This window comes from Streptomyces sp. SPB162 (assembly GCF_029504575.1).
Taxonomy (GTDB): domain Bacteria; phylum Actinomycetota; class Actinomycetes; order Streptomycetales; family Streptomycetaceae; genus Actinacidiphila.
The window spans coordinates 6,056,252-6,080,489 of sequence record NZ_JAQFII010000001.1; the positions used below are offsets into that span (position 1 = coordinate 6,056,252).

The 24,238-nt window shown below is 73.1% G+C and carries 20 protein-coding genes and 3 pseudogenes; 8 read left to right on the forward strand and 15 right to left on the reverse strand.

All coding sequences use genetic code 11. The features are described from left to right. Nucleotides 1–27: 27 nt before the first annotated feature. From M2266_RS27360 to M2266_RS27380, 5 genes and pseudogenes are all read right to left on the reverse strand, one after another. Nucleotides 28–2,154: a 3-hydroxyacyl-CoA dehydrogenase NAD-binding domain-containing protein gene (locus M2266_RS27360; protein WP_277440572.1), complete on the reverse strand. Its 2,127-nt coding sequence runs from the start codon at nucleotides 2,152–2,154 to the stop codon at nucleotides 28–30. Continuing rightward, nucleotides 2,151–3,372: pseudogene (locus M2266_RS27365) on the reverse strand (acetyl-CoA C-acyltransferase). Before M2266_RS27365 ends, M2266_RS27360 begins: the two are co-directional and overlap by 4 nt. A gap of 163 nt (nucleotides 3,373–3,535) precedes the next feature. Beyond that, nucleotides 3,536–4,798 (reverse strand): ribonuclease D, encoded by a 1,263-nt coding sequence (locus M2266_RS27370; protein ID WP_277440573.1) that lies wholly within the window; start codon nucleotides 4,796–4,798, stop codon nucleotides 3,536–3,538. Nucleotides 4,799–4,895: 97 nt separating this feature from the next. Further along, a complete protein-coding gene (locus M2266_RS27375; protein ID WP_138354287.1) occupies nucleotides 4,896–5,561 on the reverse strand; it encodes a response regulator transcription factor in 666 nt (221 codons plus the stop codon). Nucleotides 5,562–5,768: 207 nt separating this feature from the next. Next, nucleotides 5,769–6,395 carry a DUF3000 domain-containing protein gene (locus tag M2266_RS27380; RefSeq protein WP_277440574.1) on the reverse strand — a complete coding sequence of 209 codons (627 nt, stop codon included), beginning with the start codon at nucleotides 6,393–6,395 and terminating at the stop codon, nucleotides 5,769–5,771. Nucleotides 6,396–6,476: 81 nt separating this feature from the next. Here M2266_RS27380 and hemE point away from each other — a divergent pair, with 81 nt between their 5' ends. Continuing rightward, nucleotides 6,477–7,529 (forward strand): uroporphyrinogen decarboxylase, encoded by a 1,053-nt coding sequence (gene hemE, locus M2266_RS27385; protein ID WP_277441382.1) that lies wholly within the window; start codon nucleotides 6,477–6,479, stop codon nucleotides 7,527–7,529. A gap of 166 nt (nucleotides 7,530–7,695) precedes the next feature. Here hemE and M2266_RS27390 read toward each other — a convergent pair whose 3' ends face one another. Next, on the reverse strand, nucleotides 7,696–8,634 hold the full coding sequence (locus tag M2266_RS27390; RefSeq protein WP_277440575.1) for a DUF4349 domain-containing protein: 939 nt from the start codon (nucleotides 8,632–8,634) through the stop codon (nucleotides 7,696–7,698). A 139-nt stretch (nucleotides 8,635–8,773) separates the two neighbouring features. Between M2266_RS27390 and hemG the strand changes: the two are divergent. Together hemG and hemQ are read left to right on the forward strand one after the other, a co-directional pair. Next, nucleotides 8,774–10,214, forward strand: a pseudogene (gene hemG / locus M2266_RS27395) (protoporphyrinogen oxidase). 4 nt (nucleotides 10,215–10,218) lie between these two features. Continuing rightward, on the forward strand, nucleotides 10,219–10,953 hold the full coding sequence (hemQ, locus tag M2266_RS27400; protein ID WP_277440576.1) for a hydrogen peroxide-dependent heme synthase: 735 nt from the start codon (nucleotides 10,219–10,221) through the stop codon (nucleotides 10,951–10,953). A gap of 11 nt (nucleotides 10,954–10,964) precedes the next feature. Here the strand turns inward: hemQ and M2266_RS27405 are convergent, their stop codons facing one another. From M2266_RS27405 to M2266_RS27425, 5 genes and pseudogenes are all read right to left on the reverse strand, one after another. Continuing rightward, complete coding sequence (locus tag M2266_RS27405; RefSeq protein ID WP_277440577.1) at nucleotides 10,965–12,536, reverse strand: alpha/beta hydrolase; 1,572 nt, start codon at nucleotides 12,534–12,536, stop codon at nucleotides 10,965–10,967. 127 nt (nucleotides 12,537–12,663) lie between these two features. After that, nucleotides 12,664–13,404 carry a TIGR04222 domain-containing membrane protein gene (locus M2266_RS27410; RefSeq protein WP_277440578.1) on the reverse strand — a complete coding sequence of 247 codons (741 nt, stop codon included), beginning with the start codon at nucleotides 13,402–13,404 and terminating at the stop codon, nucleotides 12,664–12,666. A 344-nt stretch (nucleotides 13,405–13,748) separates the two neighbouring features. After that, nucleotides 13,749–14,462 (reverse strand): annotated as a pseudogene (locus M2266_RS27415) (TIGR04222 domain-containing membrane protein); the annotation flags it as partial. Then, nucleotides 14,459–15,826: a DUF692 domain-containing protein gene (locus M2266_RS27420; protein ID WP_277440579.1), complete on the reverse strand. Its 1,368-nt coding sequence runs from the start codon at nucleotides 15,824–15,826 to the stop codon at nucleotides 14,459–14,461. The gene M2266_RS27420 and the pseudogene M2266_RS27415, both read right to left, overlap by 4 nt. Before the next feature lie 139 nt (nucleotides 15,827–15,965). Beyond that, nucleotides 15,966–16,655, reverse strand: a complete 690-nt coding sequence (locus tag M2266_RS27425) for a peptidyl-tRNA hydrolase (RefSeq protein ID WP_277440580.1) — start codon at nucleotides 16,653–16,655, stop codon at nucleotides 15,966–15,968. A gap of 105 nt (nucleotides 16,656–16,760) precedes the next feature. Between M2266_RS27425 and M2266_RS27430 the strand changes: the two genes are divergently transcribed. Next, nucleotides 16,761–17,480 carry a 4'-phosphopantetheinyl transferase superfamily protein gene (locus tag M2266_RS27430; RefSeq protein WP_277440581.1) on the forward strand — a complete coding sequence of 240 codons (720 nt, stop codon included), beginning with the start codon at nucleotides 16,761–16,763 and terminating at the stop codon, nucleotides 17,478–17,480. A gap of 69 nt (nucleotides 17,481–17,549) precedes the next feature. On the opposite strand, the gene M2266_RS27435 is transcribed toward M2266_RS27430, so the two are convergent. Then, nucleotides 17,550–18,644: a Gfo/Idh/MocA family oxidoreductase gene (locus M2266_RS27435; RefSeq protein WP_277440582.1), complete on the reverse strand. Its 1,095-nt coding sequence runs from the start codon at nucleotides 18,642–18,644 to the stop codon at nucleotides 17,550–17,552. A 338-nt stretch (nucleotides 18,645–18,982) separates the two neighbouring features. On the opposite strand from M2266_RS27435, the gene M2266_RS27440 reads away from it, so the two are divergent. From M2266_RS27440 to M2266_RS27455, 4 genes are all read left to right on the forward strand, one after another. Next, nucleotides 18,983–19,606: a ScbR family autoregulator-binding transcription factor gene (locus tag M2266_RS27440; RefSeq protein ID WP_277440583.1), complete on the forward strand. Its 624-nt coding sequence runs from the start codon at nucleotides 18,983–18,985 to the stop codon at nucleotides 19,604–19,606. Nucleotides 19,607–19,739: 133 nt separating this feature from the next. Then, nucleotides 19,740–20,417, forward strand: coding sequence for an AIM24 family protein (locus M2266_RS27445; protein ID WP_277440584.1), 678 nt, complete (start codon nucleotides 19,740–19,742; stop codon nucleotides 20,415–20,417). Between the two features lies 1 nt (nucleotide 20,418). Next, a complete protein-coding gene (locus tag M2266_RS27450; protein WP_277440585.1) occupies nucleotides 20,419–21,288 on the forward strand; it encodes an ATP-binding cassette domain-containing protein in 870 nt (289 codons plus the stop codon). Further along, nucleotides 21,285–21,950: an ABC transporter gene (locus M2266_RS27455; protein ID WP_277440586.1), complete on the forward strand. Its 666-nt coding sequence runs from the start codon at nucleotides 21,285–21,287 to the stop codon at nucleotides 21,948–21,950. Before M2266_RS27450 ends, M2266_RS27455 begins: the two co-directional genes overlap by 4 nt. Here M2266_RS27455 and M2266_RS27460 read toward each other — a convergent pair. The 3 genes from M2266_RS27460 to msrB form a co-directional block, all read right to left on the reverse strand. Beyond that, nucleotides 21,934–22,857 carry a lysophospholipid acyltransferase family protein gene (locus M2266_RS27460; RefSeq protein WP_277440587.1) on the reverse strand — a complete coding sequence of 308 codons (924 nt, stop codon included), beginning with the start codon at nucleotides 22,855–22,857 and terminating at the stop codon, nucleotides 21,934–21,936. The genes M2266_RS27455 and M2266_RS27460 overlap by 17 nt on opposite strands. Next, nucleotides 22,854–23,657, reverse strand: coding sequence for a GNAT family N-acyltransferase (locus tag M2266_RS27465; protein WP_277440588.1), 804 nt, complete (start codon nucleotides 23,655–23,657; stop codon nucleotides 22,854–22,856). The genes M2266_RS27460 and M2266_RS27465 overlap by 4 nt, the downstream gene beginning before the upstream one ends. Nucleotides 23,658–23,828: 171 nt before the next feature. Then, on the reverse strand, nucleotides 23,829–24,233 hold the full coding sequence (gene msrB, locus M2266_RS27470; protein WP_277440589.1) for a peptide-methionine (R)-S-oxide reductase MsrB: 405 nt from the start codon (nucleotides 24,231–24,233) through the stop codon (nucleotides 23,829–23,831). Nucleotides 24,234–24,238 lie beyond the last annotated feature (5 nt).

Consider the following 24,238-nt stretch of genomic DNA (forward strand, 5'->3'; position numbering starts at 1 on the left):
CCCGCCGGGGGCCGTTGCTTCACGGTGCTACGCGGGCACGCTCGCGACGCCCGGGGCGAGGAACGGCTTGCCGTTCACCCGCTGCGAGACACCCTCGCGGTCCAGGTACGGGGTGATCCCGCCCAGGTGGAAGGGCCAGCCGGCGCCGGTGATCAGGCAGAGGTCGATGTCCTGCGCCTCGGCGACGACACCCTCGTCGAGCATGAGCCCGATCTCCTGCGCCACGGCGTCCAGCACCCGGGCGCGGACCTGCTCCTCGGTGAGCACCGAGTCGCCCTGCACCAGCAGCGCGGCGACCTCGGGGTCCAGCTCCGGCTTGCCGGAATCGTAGACGTAGAAGCCACGCTTGCCGGCCTTGACCACCGCGGCCAGGTTCTGCGAGACGGTGAACCGGTCGGGGAACGCCCGGTTGAGGGTCTCGGAGACGTGCAGCCCGATGGCCGGGCCGACCAGTTCCAGGAGCACCAGCGGCGACATCGGCAGGCCGAGCGGCTCGATGCCCTTCTCGGCGACGGCGACCGGGGTGCCCTCGTCGATGATGTTCTGGATCTCGCCCATGAAGCGGGTCAGGATCCGGTTCACCACGAACGCCGGGGCGTCCTTGCAGAGCACCGCGGTCTTCTTGAGCTTGCGGGCCACACCGAACGCGGTGGCCAGCGACGCGTCGTCCGTCGCCTCGCCGCGCACGATCTCCAGCAGCGGGAGGATCGCGACCGGGTTGAAGAAGTGGAAGCCGACGACCCGCTCGGGGTTCTTCAGCTTCGACGCCATCTCGGTGACGGACAGCGAGGAGGTGTTGGTGGCGAGGATCGCGTGCGCCGGGGCGACCGCCTCGACCTCCGCGAACACCTGCTGCTTGACGCCCATCTCCTCGAACACGGCCTCGATGATGAAGTCCGCGTCACCGAAACCGGCGGCCTTGTCGAGCGAACCGGTCACCAGCGCCTTGAGGCGGTTGGCCTGGTCCTGCTTGATGCGGCGCTTGCCGAGCAGCTTGTCGATCTCGCCGTGGACGTAGCCCACGCCCTTGTCGATGCGCTCCTGGTCGATGTCGGTCAGCACGACCGGCACCTCGAGGCGGCGGGCGAACAGCAGCGCCAGCTGCGAGGCCATCAGGCCCGCGCCGACGACGCCGACCTTGGTGACCGGGCGGGCGAGGTTCTTGTCCGGCGCGCCGGCCGGCCGCTTCGCGCGCTTCTGCACCAGGTTGAAGGCGTAGATGCCGCTGCGCAGCTCGCCGCCCATGATGAGGTCCGCCAGCGCGGTGTCCTCGGCGTCGAAGCCCGCCTGCAGGTCGCCGTCCTTGGCGTTGGCGATGATCTCCAGTGCGCGGTAGGCGGCCGGGGCCGCGCCGTGCACCTTGGAGTCGGCGATGCCGCGGCCGCGCTCGACGGCCTGGTCCCAGGCCGCACCGCGATCGATCTCCGGGCGGTCCACGACGATCTCGCCGCGCAGCACCGCGGCGGTCCACGCCAGGGACTGCTCCAGGAAGTCCGCACCCTCGAACAGCGCGTCGGCGATGCCGAGTTCGAAGACCTGCGCGCCCTTGAGCTGGCGGTTCTGGTTCAGCGAGTTCTCGATGACGACGGTCACCGCGCGGTCCGCGCCGATCAGGTTCGGCAGCAGGGTGCAGCCGCCCCAGCCGGGGACGAGACCGAGGAAGACCTCGGGCAGCGAGAACGCCGGCAGCGCCGCGGAGACGGTGCGGTAGGCGCAGTGCAGACCCACCTCGACACCGCCGCCCATCGCCGCGCCGTTGTAGTAGGCGAAGGTCGGGACCGCGAGGTGCGAGAGCCGCTTGAAGACCTCGTGGCCGCCCTTGCCGATGGCGAGCGCGTCCTCGTGGCGCTTCAGCAGCTCGACGCCCTTGAGGTCGGCGCCGACCGCGAAGATGAACGGCTTGCCGGTGATGCCGATGCCGGTGATGGTGCCCTCGGCGGCCTCGGCCTCGACCTGGTCGATCGCCGCGTCGAGGTTGGCCAGCGACTGCGGGCCGAAGGTGGTGGGCTTGGTGTGGTCCAGCCCGTTGTCCAGCGTGATGAGCGCGAAGCGTCCGGCGCCCGGGAGGTCGAGGTGGCGCACGTGCGCGCTCGTTACGACCTCGTCGGGGAACAGCTCGGCCGCACCCTTCAAAAGCTCGGCGGTGGTTGTCACTTGCTGCCTCCGTCGAAGTGCGGGTTCTCCCAGATGACCGTTCCGCCCATGCCGAAGCCGACGCACATGGTCGTCAGGCCGTAGCGGACGTGCGGCTGCTCCTCGAACTGGCGGGCCAGCTGCGTCATCAGCCGGACGCCGGAGGAGGCCAGCGGGTGGCCGAACGCGATCGCGCCGCCGTACTGGTTGACACGCGGGTCGTCGTCCGCGATGCCGAAGTGGTCGAGGAAGGCGAGCACCTGCACGGCGAACGCCTCGTTGGCCTCGAAGAGGCCGATGTCGTCGATGGTCAGACCGGCCTGGGCCAGCGCCTTCTCGGTCGCCGGGACCGGGCCGATGCCCATGACCTCCGGCTCGACACCGACGAAGGAGTACGAGACCAGACGCATCCGGACCCGGCAGGCCCAGCTCGACGGCGACGTCCTCGGCGGCGATCAGCGACGCGGTCGCACCGTCGTTCAGGCCCGCCGCGTTACCCGCGGTGACCCGGCCGTGGGCACGGAACGGCGTCTTGAGGCCGGCCAGGTTCTCCAGGGTGGTGCCGGGGCGCATCGGCTCGTCCGAGGTTGCCAGACCCCAGCCGGTCTCGCCGGCCTCGGGGTTGCTGTTGCGCACCGAGACCGGGACCAGGTCCTGCTGGATCTTGCCGTTGGCGTACGCCTTGGCGGCCTTCTCCTGGCTGCGCACGGCGTACTCGTCGACGCGCTGCTTGGTGATGGCCGGGTAGCGGTCGTGCAGGTTCTCCGCGGTCATGCCCATGAAGAGGGCGGACTCGTCGACCAGCTTCTCGGAGACGAAGCGCGGGTTCGGGTCCACGCCCTCACCCATCGGGTGGCGGCCCATGTGCTCGACCCCGCCGGCCACGGCGACATCGTACGCGCCGAAGGCGATGCCGCCGGCGACCGCGGTCACCGCGGTCATCGCGCCGGCACACATGCGGTCGATCGAGTACCCGGGGACCGTGACCGGCAGGCCGGCCAGGATGCCCGCGGTGCGGCCGAGGGTCAGACCCTGGTCGCCGATCTGCGTGGTGGCGGCGAGAGCCACCTCGTCGATCCGCTCGGCGGGCAGCTCCGGGTTGCGCCGCAGCAGCTCCCGGATGCACTTGATCACGAGATCGTCGGCCCGGGTCTCGTGGTAGATGCCCTTCGGGCCCGCCTTGCCGAACGGGGTGCGGACGCCGTCGACAAAGACGACGTCCCTAGCGGTACGAGGCACGTTGGCTCTCCTCCAGATGCGGATTCGCTGCCACTGGGCGCGAGGCTGCGGCTACGCCCATCATGCTACTAGCCGGTAACCAGCGGGGACAGTCCCCCCGCCCGGAGCGGCGAACGTCACACAGGACGAGGGCGCTCCGGGCCGGCTTCCGCGGGCGTCCGGGCTACGGCGCAGGCGCTTCGGGCGCTGCCGGCGGCTGGGCGGCGAGGGCCGCGGTGAGGAGGGGCGCGGTCAGCCCGACCTGCCAGGCGCGTGCTCCGTGGCCGGTCAGCACCGCCGCGACCTCCTCGGTGGTGGCCTCGGCGGGCGGATCCCAGCACAGCCGGCGCACGGTGTCCGGAGTGATCAGGTTCTCCTGCGGCAGGTTCAGCTCCTCGGCGAGCCTGCTCACCGCGGCCCGCGCGGCGGACAGCCGGGCGGCGGCCACCGGGTCCTTGTCGGCCCAGGCGCGCGGCGGCGGGGGACCGACGTAGGCCGGCCCCGGCTGCGGCAGCTCCCGCTCCGGCAGGGCGCGGGCCCGGTCGATCGCGGCCTGCCACTGCTCGAGCTGGCGGCGGCCCATCCGGTGCCCGAAGCCGGGCAGCGTCGCGAGCGCCGTCACGTTCGGCGGGCCCTCCAGGGCGGCGGTGACGATCGCGGCGTCGGTGAGGATCCGGCCCGGCGAGATGTCCCGCTCCTGGGCCGCCTGGTCGCGCGCGTTCCACAGCTCGCGCACCACGCCGATCTGCCGGCGGCGGCGGACCTTGTGCATGCCCGACGTACGGCGCCACGGGTCGACGCGGGGCGCGGGCGGCGGAGCCGCGGCGATGGCCGAGAACTCCTCCAGCGCCCAGTCGAGCTTGCCCTGCTCGCGCAGCTCCTCCTCGAGCGCGTCGCGCAGGTCGACGAGCAGCTCGACGTCGAGCGCGGCGTAGCGCAGCCAGGGCTCGGGGAGCGGGCGGGTGGACCAGTCGACGGCCGAGTGGCCCTTCTCCAGGGCGAAGCCCAGGACGTTCTCGACCATGGCGCCGAGTCCGACCCGGGGGAAGCCCGCGAGGCGGCCGGCCAGCTCGGTGTCGAACAGGCTCTTGGGCCGCATGCCGATCTCGCCGAGGCACGGAAGGTCCTGGGTGGCGGCGTGCAGCACCCATTCGGTGTCGGTGAGGGCAGCGCCCAGGGTGGAAAGGTCGGGGCAGCCGACCGGGTCGATCAGCGCGGTCCCGGCTCCCGTACGGCGCAGCTGGACCAGATAGGCCCGCTGTCCGTAGCGGTATCCGGACGCGCGCTCGGCATCCACGGCGACCGGACCGGAGCCCGCGGCGAATGCCGCGACGATGTCTGCGAGGGCCTCCGGGCTGGCGGTCACCGGCGGGATTCCCTCGCGCGGGTCCAGCAGCGGGACCGGCGCCGGGGCAGCCTCTGTTGCGGTCTCTCGGGCGTCGGTCACCGTCCAAGAGTATCCGTGTATGGCGAACGCCCGTCGACGGAACGTTCCGTCGACGGGCGCAGCGCCCATGCGGGGGGCGGGCTGGGGGTGCGTTCGATTAGTGGATGATGCCCGTGCGAAGGGCCACTGCGACCATTCCGGCCCGGTCGCCGGTGCCGAGCTTGCGGGCGATGCGAGCCAGGTGGCTCTTCACGGTGAGGGCGGACAGGCCCATGGAGACCCCGATCGCCTTGTTCGACTGGCCTTCCGCGACCAGTCGCAGCACCTCGACCTCGCGGCCGGAGAGCTCGCGGTAGCCGCCGGGGTGGCCGGGCGTGCCCGGCGGACGGCGCTGCATACGGGCGCCGGCCGAACCGACCGGCGCGGCGCCGGGACGGCCCGGCATGCCGCCGAGGTTGTTGCGGGTGCCGGTGACGACGTATCCCTTGACGCCGCCCGCGAGTGCGTTGCGGACGGCGCCGATGTCATCGGCGGCGGAGAGCGCGAGGCCGTTCGGCCAGCCGGCCGCGCGGGTCTCGGCAAGAAGGGTCAGGCCGGAACCGTCGGGGAGGTGGACATCGGCTACGCAGATGTCGCGGGGGCTGCTGACCCGGGGCCGGGCCTCGGCGATCGACGAGGCTTCGATCACATCGCGCACACCGAGCGCCCACAGGTGCCGGGTGACGGTGGATCGGACGCGGGGGTCGGCGACGACGACCATGGCCGTCGGCTTGTTCGGACGGTAGGCGACCAGGCTCGTGGGCTGCTCGAGAAGAACTGACACCGGGCCTCCTGTGGCGAAAGCGGGGGACTGAGAGGGTCACCCACTCCTTCGGCAGCAATTGCCCCGGCCTTTAGGGAATGATCACGATTTGTTGAGTAACAATTCCGACAAATCGGACGCCCTATCGAACAAGATCATGCGGGCGCCCGCGGGACACGCTGCGGAACACCAAGGAAGGCCCCGTGAAACCCGAAAACGGACGGACGGTCAGCCGCGGCGCTTGGGCAGGGGCACGACGCCGCCGGGCAGGTCCTGCGACTCGTGGCCCTCGGTGGGCGGCAGTCCCGCGCACGCGCAGAGCAGATCGCACCAGGCCGCCAGGTGGTCCGCGACCCCCGGGATGCCGTCCGTGACCTCGGTGGGCGTCCAGGACGCCCGGATCTCGATCGCCGTCGTGTCGGGCCGCTCCGCGATCCCGCCGAAGTAGTGCGAGGAACTGCGCGAGACCGTCCCACTGGGCTCGATGTACTCCGCGCCCCGCGCCTCCAGGGCGCCGGTCAGCCAGGACCAGCTCACCTCGGGCAGCAGCGGGTCCACCGCCATCTCCTGCTCCAGATCGGCGCGGACCAGCGTGACCAGCCGGAACGTGCCGTTCCAGGCCTCATGGCCGTCGGGTTCGTGGAGCAGGATGAGCCGGCCGTCCGCCAGCTCCTCGCCGTCCACCACGACCGCCGCCTCCAGCGCGTACGCGTACGACGCGAGACGCTTGGGCGGAGCTGTCGTGTCGATCTCCACTTCGGGCCGTACCCGCGCGGATCCCAGCGCGTCGACCGCGCGCTGGAAGGAGAGCGGTGCCCCGTCCCCGTCCGCAAGGTGCCCGTGAACCGCTGCCATGCCCGGAAGACTAGGCCGCCCGCGGCCTCCACGGGTGGAGCAACACCCGGGCGCGCGGGACGCATCGCGGCGCATGCGAAGATTCGTGGCGTGAGTGCGCACCAGCAGACTGCTGCTTCCCCGTTCATCCGCGCCTGCCGGCGCGAGTCCGTGCCGCACACCCCGGTGTGGTTCATGCGGCAGGCCGGCCGATCGCTGCCCGAGTACCTCAAGCTCCGTGAGGGCATCGCCATGCTGGATTCCTGCATGCGGCCCGACATGGTCACCGAGATCACGCTGCAGCCGGTGCGCCGCCACAAGGTCGACGCGGCCGTCTACTACAGCGATATCGTCGTGCCCCTCAAGGCCATCGGCCTCGACCTCGACATCAAGCCCGGCGTCGGCCCGGTCGTCGAGCAGCCGATCCGCACCCGCGCCGACCTCGACCGGCTGCGGGTGCTCGAGCCGGACGACGTCCTGTACGTGACCGAGGCCATCGGGATGCTCACCGCCGAGCTGGGCGAGACCCCGCTCATCGGCTTCGCGGGCGCGCCCTTCACCCTCGCCAGCTACCTCGTCGAGGGCGGCCCCTCCCGCAACCACGAGCGCACCAAGGCGCTCATGTACGGCGACCCCGAGCTGTGGAGCGATCTGCTCGACCGGCTCGCCGACATCACGACCGCGTTCCTCAAGGTGCAGATCGAGGCGGGGGCCAGCGCCGTCCAGCTCTTCGACTCCTGGGTCGGCGCGCTCTCGCCCGCCGACTACCGGCGCTACGTCATGCCGTCCTCGGCGAAGGTCTTCGAGGCTGTCGCCGACCACGGTGTGCCGCGGATCCACTTCGGCGTCGGCACCGGTGAGCTGCTCGGGCTGATGGGCGAGGCCGGCGCCGACGTCGTCGGCGTCGACTGGCGCGTCCCGCTCGACGAGGCGGCCCGCCGGGTCGGCCCCGGCAAGGCGCTGCAGGGAAACCTCGACCCGGCGGTGCTCTTCGCCCCGACGTCCGCCGTCGAGACGAAGACCCGCGAGGTGCTGGACTCGGCGGCCGACCTGCCCGGCCACGTCTTCAACCTCGGCCACGGCGTCCTCCCCAGCACGGACCCCGACACCCTCACCCGCCTCGTGGACTTCGTCCACCGCACCACCGAGGTCTGAGCGGCACTTCTTCACTGTGTAGGGGGACCACGTCGCTCGGCGGCATGGTCCCCCTCATCAGTCCCCAGCACCCGCACGCGGTTCTGCGGCGGGCTCACCTGTAGGTACGCAGCTCACCGGTGTCGATCGTCCAGGGCCCCACGAGGCGCTCAGCCGGTCCGGCCCGCTACTCGCCGTCCGTGCTCTCCTCCGCCCGCGCCACGTGCGGCGCGGGGAAGAGGCGGCGGCGGACGGTGCGGAAGACGAACCAGCCGGCGAGACCCACGGCCGCGAACGGGAGTGCCACCGAGAGAACGACCAGGATCCCGCGCAGGGTGACGTAGAAGGCGTGCCAGCCGGTGGCCAGTGCGTTGCCGACCGACTCCCAGAAGCCGTCGTCCTTCTTCGGCCCGGGCGCGGAGGCGGGGTGTTCCGGCTCGGACAGGACCAGCGTGATCGTCGCCAGATTCGTGCGCTCCTTCAGCGAGGCCTGCTGGGCCTGGAGGGCCTCCAAATTGGCCTCCCGGGTGCTGAGTTCACCCTCAAGGGTGACCACGTCACTGAGTTGCGTGGTCCGGCTCATCAGCTCCCGCACCCGCGCCAGGCTCGCCTGCTGGGAGCGGATGCGGCTCTCCACGTCCACCACCTGGCTGGTGACGTCCTCCGTGGAGACCTTGCGTTCGATCAGCTTGCCGAGGCCCGCGAGATCGTTGAGCACCTTGTCGTAGCTCTGCGGGGGCACCCGCAGGGTGATGCTGGACTGTTCCAGGCCCTGGCTGTCGCGGGTGGTGTTCTCGTTGCCGACGTACCCGCCCGCGGCGGTGACCGTGGTCCGGGCCGAGGTGAGGGCGGCGGCGACGCCGTCCTTCGCCTCGACGCCGAGCGTCGCGGTGCGCACCACGTAGCTCTGGGACGGCGCCGGCGTCCCGGTCGTGGCTCCCTTCGCGGTGCCCGACGCCGCGGACGGCGCGTCCGCCAGCCGCGGGGCGGCGGCCTTGTTCGCGGCGCTGTCCGACGACTTCGACGACGTGTCGGCGCTGCAACCCGTGACGGTGAGCGCGGCCGCGAGTACGGCGGCGGCGAGGGCCGCACGTGGTCTGCGGCGTCTGCTGATCGGCTGGCGCATCGGACTCCCCCAAACGTGGTTCACCGGCGTGGAACCGGTGTTGCTCCTACGACGTGCGGGGACGGGACGGGGTTTCGGGTCCGTGATTCCGAAGCGGTCACGTTCAGAGCTCGTTCGGGAATCTGGGACAGTGGAGAGCATGACCGACACACACCGCGGAACAGGGCATGTGATCGTCGTCGGCGGCGGGGTCTCCGGACTCGCCGCCGCCCACTACCTGGCCGGCGGCGGCGCGCGGGTGACGGTGCTGGAGGGCTCCGCGCGGCTCGGCGGGAAGCTGTACGCCGACGAGATCGCCGGCGTGCCCGTGGACCTGGGCGCCGAGTCGATGCTCGCGCGCCGGCCGGAAGCGGTCGCACTGGCCCGCGAGGTGGGGCTCGGCGACCGGCTGCAGCCACCGGCCACGGCGGGCGCCGCCGTGTGGACCCGGGGCCGGCTGCGGGCGATGCCGCAGGGGCACGTCATGGGAGTCCCCGGCGATCTGGGGCCGCTCGCGGCCTCCGGCCTGCTGTCGCCCGCGGGCCTGGCCCGGCTGCCGCTCGACCACGTGCTGCCGAGGACCAGGATCGGCGAGGACGTGGCCGTGGGCGAGTTCGTCGCCTCGCGGCTCGGCCACGAGGTCGTCGACCGGCTGGTGGAGCCGCTGCTCGGCGGCGTCTACGCGGGCAACGCGTACGAGATCTCGCTGCGCGCGGCCATGCCGCAGCTCTTCGAGGCGGCCAGGTCGGGCCGCTCCCTCATCGAGGCCGTCCGCGGCATCCAACGGCGCGCGGCCGCCGCTCCGGCCGGACCGGTCTTCATGGGCATCAGCGGAGGCGTCGGGCAGCTGCCGGTCGCCGTCGCCGAGGCCTGCCGGGCCGCGGGCGTCACCATCGAGACCCGGGCGCCGGCCAGGGAGCTGCGGCGCACCGCGGGGCGGCTGGCAGGTCACCGTCGGCGACCGGGTGCTCGACGCGGACGCCGTCCTGATCGCCGCGCCCGCCCCGGCCGCCGCCCGGCTGCTGGCGGCCGAGTCGCCCGTCGCCGCCGCGGAGCTTTCGGCGGTGGAGTACGCGAGCATGGCGCTGGTCACCATGGCGTTCCGGCGCCGCGACGTGCTGCGGATGCCGAAGGGCACCGGCTTCCTGGTGCCGCCGGTCGACGGCAGGACGATCAAGGCGTCCACCTTCTCCTCGCACAAGTGGGGATGGATCGACGAAGCGGGACCCGACACCTTCGTGCTGCGCACCTCCGTCGGCCGGCACGGCGACGAGGCGGACCTGGCCTGGGACGACACCGACCTCGTCCGCCTGTCGCGGCGCGACCTGGGCGAGGCCATCGGGCTGTCCGCCGCGCCCGTCGCGGCCCGCGTCACCCGCTGGGACGGCGGACTGCCGCAGTACCCGGTCGGCCACGTCGAGCGCGTCGCCAGGATCCGCGAGCAGGTCGGGAAGCTGCCGGGGCTCGCGGTCTGCGGCGCGGTGTACGACGGCGTCGGGATTCCGGCCTGTATCGCCAGCGCCCGCAAGGCCGCCGACGAGGTCCTGACCTCGCTGGCCGCGACCCTGGCGACGGGCGGCGCGCGGGACACGGGAGAATGACGGCATGACTGACTCGACTACTGCTCCCGACGCCCCGGACAGGACCCCGAACGCCGGCAAGAAGGCGAAGGATCTCAACGAGATCATCCGCTACACCCTCTGGTCCGTCTTCCGGCTGCGCGACGTGCTGCCCGAGGACCGCTCCGGATACGCCGACGAGGTGGAGGAGCTCTTCGCGCAGCTCGCCGCGAAGGACGTCACGGTGCGCGGCACGTACGACGTGTCGGGGCTGCGGGCGGACGCCGACCTCATGATCTGGTGGCACGCGGAGACCTCGGACGCGCTGCAGGAGGCCTACAACCTCTTCCGCCGCACCAGGCTCGGCCGCGCGCTGGTCCCGGTGTGGTCGAACATGGCGCTGCACCGCCCGGCGGAGTTCAACAAGTCGCACGTCCCGGCGTTCATCGCCGACGAGACCGTGCGCAACTACGTCAGCGTCTACCCGTTCGTGCGCTCCTACGACTGGTATCTGCTGCCCGACGAGGACCGCCGCCGGATGCTCGCCGACCACGGCAAGATGGCGCGCGGTTTCCCGGACGTGCGGGCCAACACGGTCCCGTCCTTCACGCTCGGCGACTACGAGTGGATCCTCGCCTTCGAGGCGGACGAACTGCACCGGATCGTCGACCTGATGCGGCACCTCCGGGCGTCCGAGGCACGGATGCACGTACGCGAGGAGGTGCCGTTCTACACCGGGCGGCGCAAGGAGATCGGCGAGCTGGTGGCCGGCCTGGCGTAAGGCCCCGGGCGCTACGGCTTGGGCTCGGGATGCGGACCGCACGTGGGCGTGCGGTCCGTTCCCGTTTCGCCGCGCAGGAGGTACGCGTCGACGCGCTCGTTGACACAGGTGTTGGGACCATAGACGACACCGTGCGAGCCGGAGCGCCGCTCGGTGAGGAGCACCGAGCCGGGCAGCCGGCGCTGGAGTTCGACGGCGCCCCGGTGCGGGGTCGCGGCGTCGCGCTCGGCGGAGACGAGCAGTACGGGCGGCAGCGCACGGCCGAACGCGCCCACCTCCAGAGGGTGCCGGTGCGGCCCCTTCCAGAAGGCGCACGGCAGGTTCATCCAGGCGTTGTCCCAGGTCTCGAAGGGCGCGGTGCGGGCCAGCTCGGTGTTGTCGCGGTTCCAGGTGAACCAGTCGCGCGGCCAGGGGGAGTCGGCGCACTCGACGGCCGTGTACACGGCGTTGCCGTTCTCGCCCTCGACGGCCCCGGCCGGATTCGGGGTGGCCGCCGCGATCAGCGGCTCCGGGTCGCCGTGCACGTAGGCGGACAGGACGGTGGCCAGCTCCGGCCACGTGCTGTCGTAGTACCCGGCACCGAGGTAGGTGCTCTGCAACTGGCCGGGGCCGACCACCCCGCCGGCCGGCCGCACCGCCAGCCGCGTCCGCACCGAGTCGTAGGCGTCCTGCACCTGCCCCCGGTCGGTGCCCAGGTGGTACGCCGCGTCGTGCCGGGCCACCCAGTCGCGCCAGTCGGCCCAGCGGGCCTCGAAGGCGGCGGACTGCGTCAGGTTGGCCCGGTACCAGATCTGCCGCGAATCGGGATCGACGACGCTGTCGAGGACCATGCGGCGCACGTGCCCGGGGAAGAGCGTCGCGTACACCGCGCCGAGGTAGGTGCCGTAGGAGGCGCCGTAGAAGGTGAGTCCGCGCTCGCCGAGCGCGGCGCGGATGACGTCGATGTCGCGGGCGCTGTTGAGCGTCGTGAGGTAGGGCAGCAGGTGTCCCGACCGGCGCTGGCAGCCTTCGGCGTACGCCTTCGCGTCCGCGATCCGGTCCCGCTTGTCGCGCTCGCCCGTCGGCCGCGGGTCGCGGGTGGGCGCCTTCGAGAAGTCCGCGGGGGTCTCGCACGAGATGGGCGCCGACCGGCCGACCCCGCGCGGATCGAAGCCCACGAAGTCGTAGGCGCGGGCGATCTTGGCGTACTCCTCGACCTTCGCGACGCTGAAGAGCGGGAAGTACAGCCCCGAGCCGCCGGGCCCGCCCGGGTTGTAGAGCAGGGCGCCCTGGCGTTCGCCGGCCGGTCCGGTGGCGGCGACCCGACTGACGACCAGGTCCAGCGTTTCGCCGTCCGGCCGGGCGTAGTCCAGCGGGACGGACACGGTGCCGCACCGGACGGAGGCGGGCAGCCGGGTCGCCTTGGCACACGGGCCGAACGCCACCCCGGCCCGGCCGGCGCGCTCGGCGGCGACGGCCGCGCCGCGCGCCTCGGCCACCCGGTCGCCGTGCGACGGGTCCTGGGCCGCCGATCCAGGGGGAGTGAAGGCCAGGGTGCTCAGCGCCAGGGTGCCTGCGACGCCGTACAGCGCGATCGATCGCACAAAGGATCCTCTCCTGTCAGGGCATGACACAAGGGATCCTTGGGGCGGTGGTGGGTGAAGTAAAGGACAACCGGCGGGTGTCGGCCCCGACCACTCCCGCCGGGCGTTTCCGGCCGGTCCGGCCCCGTCAGGAGAGGGCCGCGCGCTGCGCGGGGTCGCGCAGCGCGCCCGGACCGCGTACCGCCAGCGCGACGAGCGGGCCGGGGCCGTCGGGAACGGCGCGCAGGGCGTCCTGTCCTGCGGGGGAGGCCCAGCGGGTGTACGGGTGGACCTCCACCCGGGCGATGATCCAGCAGCCGGTGGTCAGCAGCAGCGGCAGCGTGAACCAGGCCGGTGCCCGGCCGCCGTCGGTCTGGCCGCCGGCGGACAGGACCATGGCCGCGCCGGCCATCAGCAGGTTCAGGACGATGGCGCCGCGGACCTGCCGGATCCCGGCGGTGACGCTCTCCCGGGCCGCCGCGGGCACCGCGAGACCGTCGCCCGCGAGCCGTTCCCCCAGGGCGCGGATGGCGCCCGCCGCCGCGTGCGCCACCCGTATCGCGGCGACCGGCGACTGGCCGGCCGGTCCGATCGAGGCGATCAGCGACCGTTCGAGATCGTCGCGGCCCTCGGCGTCGACCACTGTCGCCCACCCGGTGTGCGCGAGCAGCAGCCGCCGCTCGCCCGCCATCGAGACCAGCGTCAGATCGGTGACCCGTCGGGGTCCGCCGCACAGGAACGCGGTCTCGTACAGCCCGAGTTCGGCCACCGGAGGCGGACCGCCGGGCACGGTCGCGGGCAGGGCGCCCGCGGCGATCGCGGCCCGGCACAGCCGGGCGCAGGAGACGACGGCGGCGACACAACCGACGAGAAGGAAGAGCATCCACATAGCTGCTTTGTACTCGACGGTAGGAACACTCCGCCGGGAATTCCTACGAACTGCTGCTGCCGCAGCTGGACCCGGAACTTTAACCGCAGCTGGACCCGGAGCTCGAACCGCAGCTGGACCCGGAGCTCGAACCGCAGCTGGACCCCGGAGCTCGAACCGCAACTGGACCCCGAGCTCGAACCGCAACTGGACCCCGAGCCGCCGCAGCTCGACGCCGAGCCCCCGCAGCCGGCGCCCCCGCCGGCCCAGGCGCCCGCGGCGTCGCCCCACGCGCCCGGCTCGGACGTCGGCTCGGAGGACTGCGCCAACTGGCCCCGCAGCACGTCGTCGTGGAGCACGGCGGCACCGGCCAGCGCGAACAGCAGCACGGGGTCGGAGGTGGCGGCCGCGGGACGGGGGGTTCGCAGCGGGCGGTGGCTGACGCGCAGCCCGTGCAGCACCCGCCGGCCGGCCGGAGTGAGCCGGCCGCGTGGCGCCGAGCACGTCAGGAGGACGAGGAGCCCGACGGCGAGCACCGGCAGCACCCGGAGGACCAGCGGCAGGCCCGAGCCGACGAGCAGGTGCGGCATCACCTCCGCCAGCGACAGGAACAGCAGCAGGAACCAGACGGTCTTGTGCAGCGTCGACACCCGCTGCCACCGGCTGTGCACCTCGGGCTGGAAGAACAGGCCGCGGCGGGCGAGCCGGTCGCCGATCGACTGCACCGCGGGCCCGATCAGCACCGCCGTACGGACCTGGCGCAGACCGCCGCCCCACTCGGCGCCGCAGGCCTCCAACAGGGCGACCTCGACCGGGTTCTGGGCGACCGGCCGGATGACGGTCAGCTGCCCGGGAGTGGTCACGGTGATCCGGCCGTCCCCGTGCATCGCCGCGATCACCGTGTCCGCGACCCGGCCGGGCCCGCCGGCCAGGAAAGCGGTCTCCAGCGGATCCCGGGGCGCCTCGCCGTGGTACGGGCGGGTGAAGCGCCGGGCCCGGATCATCTCCCCGACGAGGTACGCGGACGTGGCGGCGATCAGCAGGTACACGATGAGCGTGAGGGCGGTCATGACGGTCATCGCGGGCACCGCCCCGGCAGCGCGGTGCGCGCCGCGCCCAGGAGCCGCCCGAGCCGGCCGAGCCGTGCGGGGCGGTCGGACGGGGCGGTTGCGGACAGCGGGGCCGGACCCGAGCGCTCCCGCCACCAGTCGTCCAGTCGCCGCCGGGTGGCCTCGTCGCCGGACGCGCAGTCCTCCAGCACGTGTTCGGCGAAACGCAGCGCGTCGAGGCGGTAGCCGCCCTCCAACTGATGAGCGGCCGCGTACCGCAGGAAGGCGGGCCGGTAGCGGTCACCGAGGATCTCCGGTAGTTCCGGGGCCACCTTGGCGGTCACGTCGGCGCGCTTGGCCGCCAGCGCCCGTGACTGGACACGGATCCGGCCCCGGTCGAAGCCCTCCGGGACGGGGGTGCCCGCCACCAGCGCGGACAGCAGCGCCGTCTGCGCGAGCGCGAGGCGCTGCCGGGCGGCGGTGTCGTCCGGACCGGCGCTGAAGCCGGTACCCGTCGTGTCGGTGGCGCCCGTGGCGCGGCCGGCGTCAGACACAGTGCGCCTCCCTGGGCCGCTCGGAACCCACCGCGCGGATCGCCGTGAGTTCCGCGGCCAGTCCGGGGCCGCGGACGGGAAGTCGTCGTCCCGCTCCAGCAGGACGCCCGGCGGGCTGATCCGCTCGCGCAGTGCCGCGAGCACGTCCAGCACCGGCCGCGTCACCGGGTGGGCGTGCGTGTCGTGCCAGACACCGTCCTTCTCGACGCCGCCCGCCACGTGCACGTAGGCGATGGCCTCCAGCGGCAGTTCGTCGAGCACCGCGACCGGGTCCTCGCCCCGGTTCACGTGGTTGGTGTGCAGGTTGGCGACGTCGACGAGCAGCCGTACGCCGGTGCGCTCCACCAGCTCGTACAGGAACTCGCCCTCGCTGAACTCCTCGTCGGGCCAGCCGAGCAGTGGCGCGATGTTCTCCAGCGCGAGCGGCACGGGCAGCGCGTCCTGCGCAATGCGGACGTTCGCGCAGAGCACGTCGAGGGCGTCGCGCGTGCGGGGTACCGGGAGCAGGTGGCCGGCCTCCAGCCGGGGCGAGCCGGTCAGCGGCCCGCCGGCCCGCACGAATGCGATGTGCTCGCTGGCCAGGGGCGCTCCCAGCAGCCCGATCCGCGTCGCGAGCGCCGCCAGCCGGCCGGGGTCCGGGCGCTCCGCGCCGCCGAGGCCCAGCGAGACCCCGTGCGGGATCACCGTCGTACCGCGCTCCCGCAGCCTCCGCAGCGGCTCCGGGAGGTGGTCGGCGCAGAGGTTCTCCGAGACGACCTCCACCCAGTCGACCCCGGGCAGTTCCGCGATCGCGTCCGCGATCTCCGGTCGCCAGCCGATACCCGTACCCAAGTCCTTCATGCCGTCCCCCTCCGCGTCTTTTCACACGCCGTGCCGGGGTGATGGCCCCGCCGGGACCGGGCGAACCCTGCGGGCGGCCGGTTCAGAGCTTGATTTGAGGTTGCCATGCCATACGGCGGATTCGGCGCCCGTCCCGGCGCTACGCGCCGGCGGTGCGGCGCAGCGGGCGGAAGTCCGAGACGACGGTGCAGGAGCCGGGGACGATCTCGGTGAAACCGGCGTCGCGCACCACGGGAAGGCCGGAACCGGTGAGCGCGGACCAGTCGGCGGGCGCGGAGGTGCGGACCGCGAGCGGGAACCCGGCGTCGCGCCACGCGGTGCGCTCGGCGTCCGTCAGTTCCCACCAGGCGAGCTGTGCGCCGTGGCCCGCCTGGGCCATGGCCTTGCCCGCGGACATGTCGAGCTCCGGGTTCATCCACAGCACCGGCAGCCCGTCCTCGGCCGGCGGCGGGGGTTGCGGATCGTCCAGTTCGGTGCCGGACACCTGGAGTTTCGCCAGCACTTTGGGCCAACCGTCCAGCGGGACCGGCGGATAGACCCGTACTTCGGCCTCCAGGCCGGTCACGGCGATGTTCGGCAGGTAGCCCGCCCGGCGCCACTCCGCGCCGCGCGCCCGCCGCACGACCTTGCGGATCCGGGCGTCCTGCCAGTCCCGTACCGCCTCGGCCCATTCGCCGTCGCCCGCCGACCGCTCGTCGGACAGCAGGGCGAGCACGGCACGCGCCGCGGTCTCCAGCGCGTCGGTACGCGCCGGCGGGTCGTCCTTCTCGATGCGGACGACGAGCGGGAGGACGAACTGGGGCGCGGCGTCGCGGTCGATGCTGGTCACGGCCACAGTCTGCCACCGTGCCCGGTCCGGGACGCGTTCGCCCGCCGTCGTTTCCCGCGGCCGGATCCACCCGGTCGGGAATCGCCGACGATCTAGCATGAGCCGGTGAATACGGCCGCGACACGCGTTCCCAGTGAGCTCGACCCGGTGGCATCCGTCGCGCCGATGACGCTTCCCGCTCCCGGCGACCCGCCGCGGCTGTGGCTGGTGGACGCGGCCCGGCACGCCGCATTCGCGGCCCGGTCGGCGTCCGACGTCCTCGATCCGGAGGAGCTGCGCAGAGCCGCGGCCTTCCGCACCGACGCCGACCGGGACTGCTACCGGGCCGCGCACGTGGGACTGCGGCTGCTGCTCGGGGCCCACCTCGGCAGAGCGCCGCGGGACGTGACGCTGGTGCGGGAGGACTGCCCGGGGTGCGGTGGGCCGCACGGCCGTCCGGCCGTGGAGGGCGGCGGTGTGCACTTCTCGCTGTCGCACAGCGGGAGTGTCGCCCTGCTGGCGTTCGCCGCGACTCCGGTGGGCGTGGACGTGGAGACCGTCCCGTCGGCCGACGCGGTCGCGGACATCGCCGCCGTGCTGCACCGGGCGGAGATCGCCGAACTGGAAGCCCTGGAACCGCCGGAGCGGCCCGCGGCGTTCGCACGGGCGTGGGTGCGGAAGGAGGCGTACCTCAAGGGGCTGGGCATCGGTCTCGGCCGCGACCCCTCACAGGACTACGTGGGGACCGGCGAGGCTCCCGCGGCCGGACCGGCGGGCTGGACCATCGCCGACGTGGCAGTGGCGGAGAACCGCGCGGCGGCGGTCGCGGTGGCCGACTCGTACTGAAGGGGCCGCCGGGCCGCCTCCGTTCTCCGGAGGCGGCCCGACGAGGTGGCGTCCGGTCCTCCCGTCCGCTCAGGACAGGTGCCGGCGTTCGCCGGTCGTCGCGGACAGCCGGATGGCGTCCAGGACCCGGTGCATCCGGGCCGCGGTGCCGAAGTCGGGCTCGGCCGGTTCGCCCGTCCTGATGGAGCGCGCCAGGTCCGTGTAGACCTGGTGGACGTTGCGCACCGCGGGTGCGGCGTCCGGCAGGAGCGGGCGGTACAACGCCGGTACGGCCAGCGCCTTCGGCCCCTCCTGGCCCTCGGTGAGCGTGAGGGTGAACTCCGGGCCGACCAGGTTGTCGTCCGTGGAGCGCATGACGAGCCGCCCGGCGCGGCCGTGCACCTCGAAGCGGAAGCCGGCGCCCCGCGGGCCGCCGGTCATGATGTGCACGGACGCGGCGGCCCCGGATTCCAGCAGGCCGTTCACCACGATCTGGTCCGGAGAGGTGACCTCGAGCTGTTCGCCGGTCTCCTCCAGGGTGACCCGGTTGATACGGGTGGCGAGCGTCGCCGACAGGCTGCCGAAGTCGCCCACCGCGTACCGGAACATGTCCATCGAGTGCCCGCCGACGACGGCCAGGTGGTTCACCCCCTTCGTCCGGTCGAACAGCGCCGCGTACCGCTGCGACCAGATCTCCGGCGAGCCGAGCGAGTACGTCAGCGAGGTGGACATCACCTCGCCCACCCGCCCCTCGGCCACGAGGTCGCGCAGGTAGCGGACCGCGGGATGGTGCCGGCTCTGCAGGCCGACCGCGTGCCGCACCCCGGCGCGGTCGGCGAGGTCGCGGAAGCGGTCCGCGACCTCCGCCGTCAGGGCCAGCGGCCACTCGCTGTAGACGTGCTTGCCGGCCGCGATCGCCGCCTCGATGAGCCCGTCGCGCCGCGGCAGCTGGACGGCGACGGTGACCAGGTCGACGTCCGGGTGCGCCATCAACTGCTCGGCGTCGTCGAAGGCGTGCTCCGCGCCCCACGCGTCGGCCGCGGCCCGGGCGGACGCCGGGCTGGTGCCGGCGACCGCGGTGACCTCGTACTCCGGGTGCGCGGCGAGGGCCGGCAGATGGACCGCCCGCGCCCACCCCCGGCTCGCGTGCGCTCCGACGACTCCGACGCGGATCCTGTCAGCCACGTCCGTGACCCTCTCTGTCGATGTTCGGTGCCCGGTGCCCGGCGATCATCGGTCACATCGCGCAGGGACGCCGAGCGCTGACCCGCGCGAGCGGGACACGGTCAGAAGATTCCGGTCGACCGGTTGTGAAGGCATGCGCATCTGAACTCCTGTACGTACGTTGAACAGGGCAAATAGCGGGCATGTGCTCGGCGTTGGACTGGTCTGGAGGTAAAACAATACCAGGCGGTTGGTTTTGTATGGAAGAGGGGAATCCTTGACGGAGGTGGAACCCGGGGTCGCGGGCGGGCATCATGGAAGATCGGATGGCGTGCCGCTCTTGATCCACGGAGGTTGTGATGGCCCGACAGGAACGCGCGGAGGTCACCAGGGAGGCGATCCTTGACGGTGCGGCCAGGGCTTTCGACGCCACGGGCTTCCGGGGGACGAGTCTGAACGACATCGTCAAGGAGGCGGGGGTGACGAAGGGCGCGCTCTACTTCCACTTCGCCTCGAAGGAAGCCCTGCGCGAGGCAATCGTCGCCGAGCAGTTCGCCGTGTGGAGCCCGTTCCAGAACGTTGAGCGACCCGGTGTGCAGACGGTGATCGACGTGCTCCACAGCATGGCGAAGAGCCTGCAGGAGAACGAACGGGTGCGCGCCGGGATCCGGTTGGTGATCGAACAGAGCACGCTGGGCGGCGCCAACCCCGCTCCGTACGTCACCTGGATCGACCTCTTCCGCAACTGCCTCGCGCAGGCGCAGGGCAGGGGGGACGTCAAGCCCGAGGTCGACGTGGACTCGGTCGCGCAGTTCGTCGTCGGGTGCTGGACGGGGCTCCAGCTCACGTCGGAGGTGCTCACCGGGCGGCAGGATCTGACCCGGCGTACCTCGGACATGTGGACGCTGCTGCTGCCGGCCCTCGTTCCACCGCGCCGGCTGCACCGCTTCCTGGCGGACGGCAGCCCCGCGGCTGCGTCCTGACGCGATGGATGGACAACGTCCTGAAGCGACATCCTGAGGCGAAGTTCCGAGGCGAAGTTCCGAGGCGGAGTTCTGAGGTGGTGGGGCGCCGGGGCCTTGGCGGACACGGCTCCGGCGGGCGAGGATGGCGATCATGAACAGTGACCTTTTCGCTCCCGAGAACATGACGAAGCCGGCCACCGAGCCCGGTATGACCCTGGAGAACGCCAAGTCCATCAAGTACGCCGTCAACGGCGAGTGTTACGCCCGCCAGGGCGCGATGATCGCCTTCCGCGGCAACCTCCAGTTCGAGGTGAAGGGCCAGGGCGTCGGCAAGTTCCTCAAGCGCGCCTTCACCGGCGAGGGCCTGGCCCTGATGTCCGTGCGCGGCCAGGGCGAGGCGTGGTTCGCGCACGAGGCGGCCAACTGCTTCGTCATCAGCCTGGACCAGGGCGACGCCATCACGATCAACGGCCGTAACGTGCTCTGCTTCGACACCACGCTCGAGTACGAGATCAAGGTCGTGAAGGGCGCGGGGATGGTCGGCGGCGGCCTCTTCAACAGCGTGTTCACCGGCCACGGCCGGCTGGGTGTGATCTGCGAGGGCAACCCCATCATCATCCCCGTCAGCCCGCAGTCGCCGGTCTACGTCGACACCGACGCGGTCGTCGGCTGGAGCGCCCACCTGGAGACCTCCGTGCACCGCTCGCAGAGCTTCGGCTCGATGCTGCGCGGCGGGTCCGGGGAAGCGGTGCAGCTCATGCTGCAGGGCGACGGGTTCGTCATCGTCCGGCCGAGCGAGGCCAAGCCCGTCCAGCCGGCCGCCCACTGACATGAGGCTGGAGGGCGTGGGCCGGCGCTACGGCTTCGGCGGTCCCTGGGTCCTGCGCGATGTGGACCTCCACGTGCCGCCGGGCACGCTGCTGCGCATCCAGGGCGCCAACGGCAGCGGGAAGTCGACGCTGCTGCGCATCCTCGCGGGCGTCGACCGGCCGTCCGCCGGGCGCATCACCGGCCGCCCGGCGACGGCGTACGTGCCCGAACGCTTCCCCCCGGCGCTGCCGTTCGACGCCCACGGCTACCTCGTCCACCTCGGCGCCGTCCACGGACTGCGCCGCGCCGCGGCCGCCGAGCGCGCGGGGGAGTGGCTGGAGCGGTTCGGGGCGGCCGGCCACGCCCGCACCCCGATGGACGAGTTGTCCAAGGGCACCGCGCAGAAGATCGCGGTCGTCCAGGCCCTGCTCGCGGAACCGCGGCTGCTGGTCCTGGACGAGGCGTGGACGGGTCTGGACGAGGCGGCCCGGACGGTCCTCGACGAGGCGGTGCGCGAGCGCGTCGCGGCGGGCGGCGCCGTCGTCTTCGTCGACCACGATCCGCGGCGGCTCGCGCACGAACCGGCCGCCGTCCACCGCTTCGCGGCCGGCCGGCTCACCGCCGTCGCCGCGTCGGACGGGGACACGGACGTCCCCCGGGTGGTCGTGGAGGCGTCGGGCCCCGGCGAACCACCCGCTCTCCCCGGCTCGGCCCGCCACCGGCCCGCCGGACCCGGACACGTCCGGATCACCGTCCCGGCCCCCGAGTCCGACGCGGTGCTGCGCGCCCTGCTCACCGCGGAACCGCCCTGGCACGTCCGAGCCGTCCGGCCCGAGCCGGTCCCGGAAGCCGGCCCCGGCCCCGCCGAAACCCGGGGAGGCACCGGATGACCGCCCTCGTCCGCTACCAGGCCGCGCTGCTGGTCCGCTCCCAGCGGTGGCTGCCGCCCGTGCTGCTGTACGGCGTGATCATGGCCATCGGGGTGTCGTCGGGACAGCCGCTGCTCGACTCGCTGGCCTTCGCGGCCGCCGGAATGCCGCCCGTCGCCGCCTGGCTGGTGCGGGTGTGCGTCACCAACGAGCCGCCCGCCGCGCGCGCTTGCGCCGCCGCGGCGGCCGGACCGGGTCGGGTGCACCTGTCGAGCGTGCTGACGGCGCTGTTCGCGGCCGGTCTCCTCGGCGCCGCCGGGGTGGCCGTCGTCGCGGTGATCAGCGACGCGCGCACCGCCGATCACCGGCACGCGGTCCCGCTCGGCCCGGCGATCACCGCCGGGCTGCTGGCCGCGCTCGTCTCCGCACTGCTCGGCACCGCGGTCGGCGCGCTCACCAATCCGCCGGTGCTGCGCCGTGCGGGCTGGGCGATCCCGGTCTCCGGGCTGAGTGCCCTGCTGGTGCTGGTCGTGGGCGGCTCGCCCGCCAACGCCGCCGTATCAGGGCTGGTCAGCGGCTCGCAGACCGGAGCGGTCGCGCTTCCGCTGCTGCCCCTGTGCCTCGCGGCGGCAGGGGCCGCCGCGGCGACCGCGGTCGCCTGCGCGCTCAGTTCACGCCGCTGACGCCCCGATCCTGCGGGCCGGGTCCGTGCCGGTCCTGCGGACCGCTCGGCGGCCCGGTGACCGCCCGCTGGGCCGCCCGTGCCAGCGAGCGGCGGTCGGGGTGGGCACCGGACGGGATCGGCGGCAGGACGGTGACCTCCGCGACGAGGCCGCGGGCGGCCGTCACCCGCAGCAGCGAGGCCAGCAGCGTGTCCTCGCCGACGAACGCGGCCGCCGTGGCCGGATCCGCGCCCTGGAGGCGGTACCGGATCAGTACCGGCTGCACCGCGACACCCGCGTCCAGCGCTGCCTGGAACACGGCGGGCCGGAAGCGGCCGTGCCGCCGGCCGCACCAGGTGCTGCCCTCGGGGAAGACCACGACCGGGCCGCCCGCGCGCAGCACCGAGGCGATCCGGGCGACCGTGGCGGGCAGGGACCGCAGCCGGTCGCGTTCGATGAACAGGGTGCCGCCGCGGGACACCAGGGCGCCCAGCACGGGCCAGGACGCGACCTCGCTTTTCGCCAGCATCCGGGCCGGGCGGACGGCGGCGACCAGCGGGATGTCCAGCCAGGAGATGTGGTTGGCCACCACCAGCACACCGCCCGTGGGAAGGCGCCCCGCCGCACCGGACACCCGGATCCGGACCCGCACCCCGAAGGCGGCGGGCACCGCCCGCGCCCAGGCGCGGGTGAGCCGGCCCCGCAGCGCGGGACGGCAGCAGCGCACCAGCGGCGCCAGGGCGAGCCCGACAGCCACCACCGCGATCCCCGTCGCGCAGCGCGCCACCCGGCGGGGCAGGCCGACCTCCGCATGGGTCCCGGCCAGGCAGTGCCCGGGGGTGCAGGGCGCGCTCGGCAGCCAGTGCGGGACACCTGCCGGACGGCGCACCTCCGGCGCTGCGGGCGCCGGCCGCGTCAGGAGCCTCATTGCGCGGGGGCGAGCGAGAGGAAGTGCCGCAGGTAGCGCGGGTCGGTCCGGCGCAGCGACAGCAGGACGTACAGGTCGGCGACGCCGAAGTCCGGGTCGTGGGCGGGTTCCCCGCAGATCCAGGCGCCGAGCCGCAGGTAGCCGCGCAGCAGCGGCGGGAGGGCGTTGCGGCCGCCGGGACGTGGACGTTCGATGCCCGTCGGGTCCCAGGCGCGCAGCGGCCGCACCCGGTACTCCTCGGGCGACAGGTTGTGCGCCCGCACGGTGTCCCAGACCCCGGCGGCGGCCGTCCCGCCGTCGGCGAGGGGCACCGAGCAGCAGCCGGCCAGCCAGTTGTGGCCGGTGCGCACCAGGTAGCGGGCGATGCCCGCCCACATCAGGCTGATCACCGCTCCGTCGCGGTGGTCGGGGTGGACGCAGGACCGGCCGACCTCGACCAGGTCGCCGCGGATCGCCGCGTGCCGGGAGAGGTCGAACTCGCTCTCCGCGTACAACCGGCCGGCCGCGGCGGCGCGCTCCGGCGGCAGCAGCCGGTAGGTGCCGACGACCGTGCCGGTGGTGTCCTCGCGGACGATGAGGTGGTCGCAGTGGGCGTCGAAGGCGTCGATGTCCCAGCCGGGTTCGGGGGAGTCGAGCAGCGCTCCCATCTCACCGGCGAACACCTGGTGGCGCAGGCGCTGCGCGGCCCGGACGTCCGCCGCGTTCCGGGCCAGTGAGACGGAGTAGCGGGGGCACGCGGCGCCGGGAGAGGTGGGGGAGGGGTCGGGGACGGCGGTGGTGAAGGATTCCAGGGTCGTCATGGGTACTTCATCGCCGCGCAGGCTGGACTTGACGTGGCCATTGCGAGGCGCCGTGATGTGAGGTGCCTGAAGCCTTGCCCGCCCGGGTCGAACCACGCCACGGGCCGGGCCGCACAGCCCTTGCGGTACCAGGTGCTGCGCGGCCCGAGCCGCGAGATCACTCCTGCGGGCCTACTCCTGCGGAGCCAGCTTCAGGGAGATCGAGTTGATGCAGTAGCGCTGGTCGGTGGGTGTGCCGTAGCCCTCGCCCTCGAAGACGTGGCCGAGGTGGGAGCCGCACGTCGCACAGCGGACCTCGGTGCGCACCGCGCCCATGCTGCGGTCCTCGATCAGTTCGACGGCCGCGGAGTCCGCCGGGTCGTAGAAGGACGGCCAGCCGCAGTGCGACTCGAACTTCGTGTCCGAGCGGAAGAGCTCGGCGCCGCAGGCGCGGCAGGAGTAGACACCGGTGGTCTTGGTGTCGGTGTACTCGCCGACGAAGGGCCGCTCGGTGCCGGCCTCGCGCAGGACCGCGTACTCCTGCGGGGACAGCTCCTCGCGCCACTGCTCGTCGGTCTTCTCGACTTCGTACGGCATGCCGT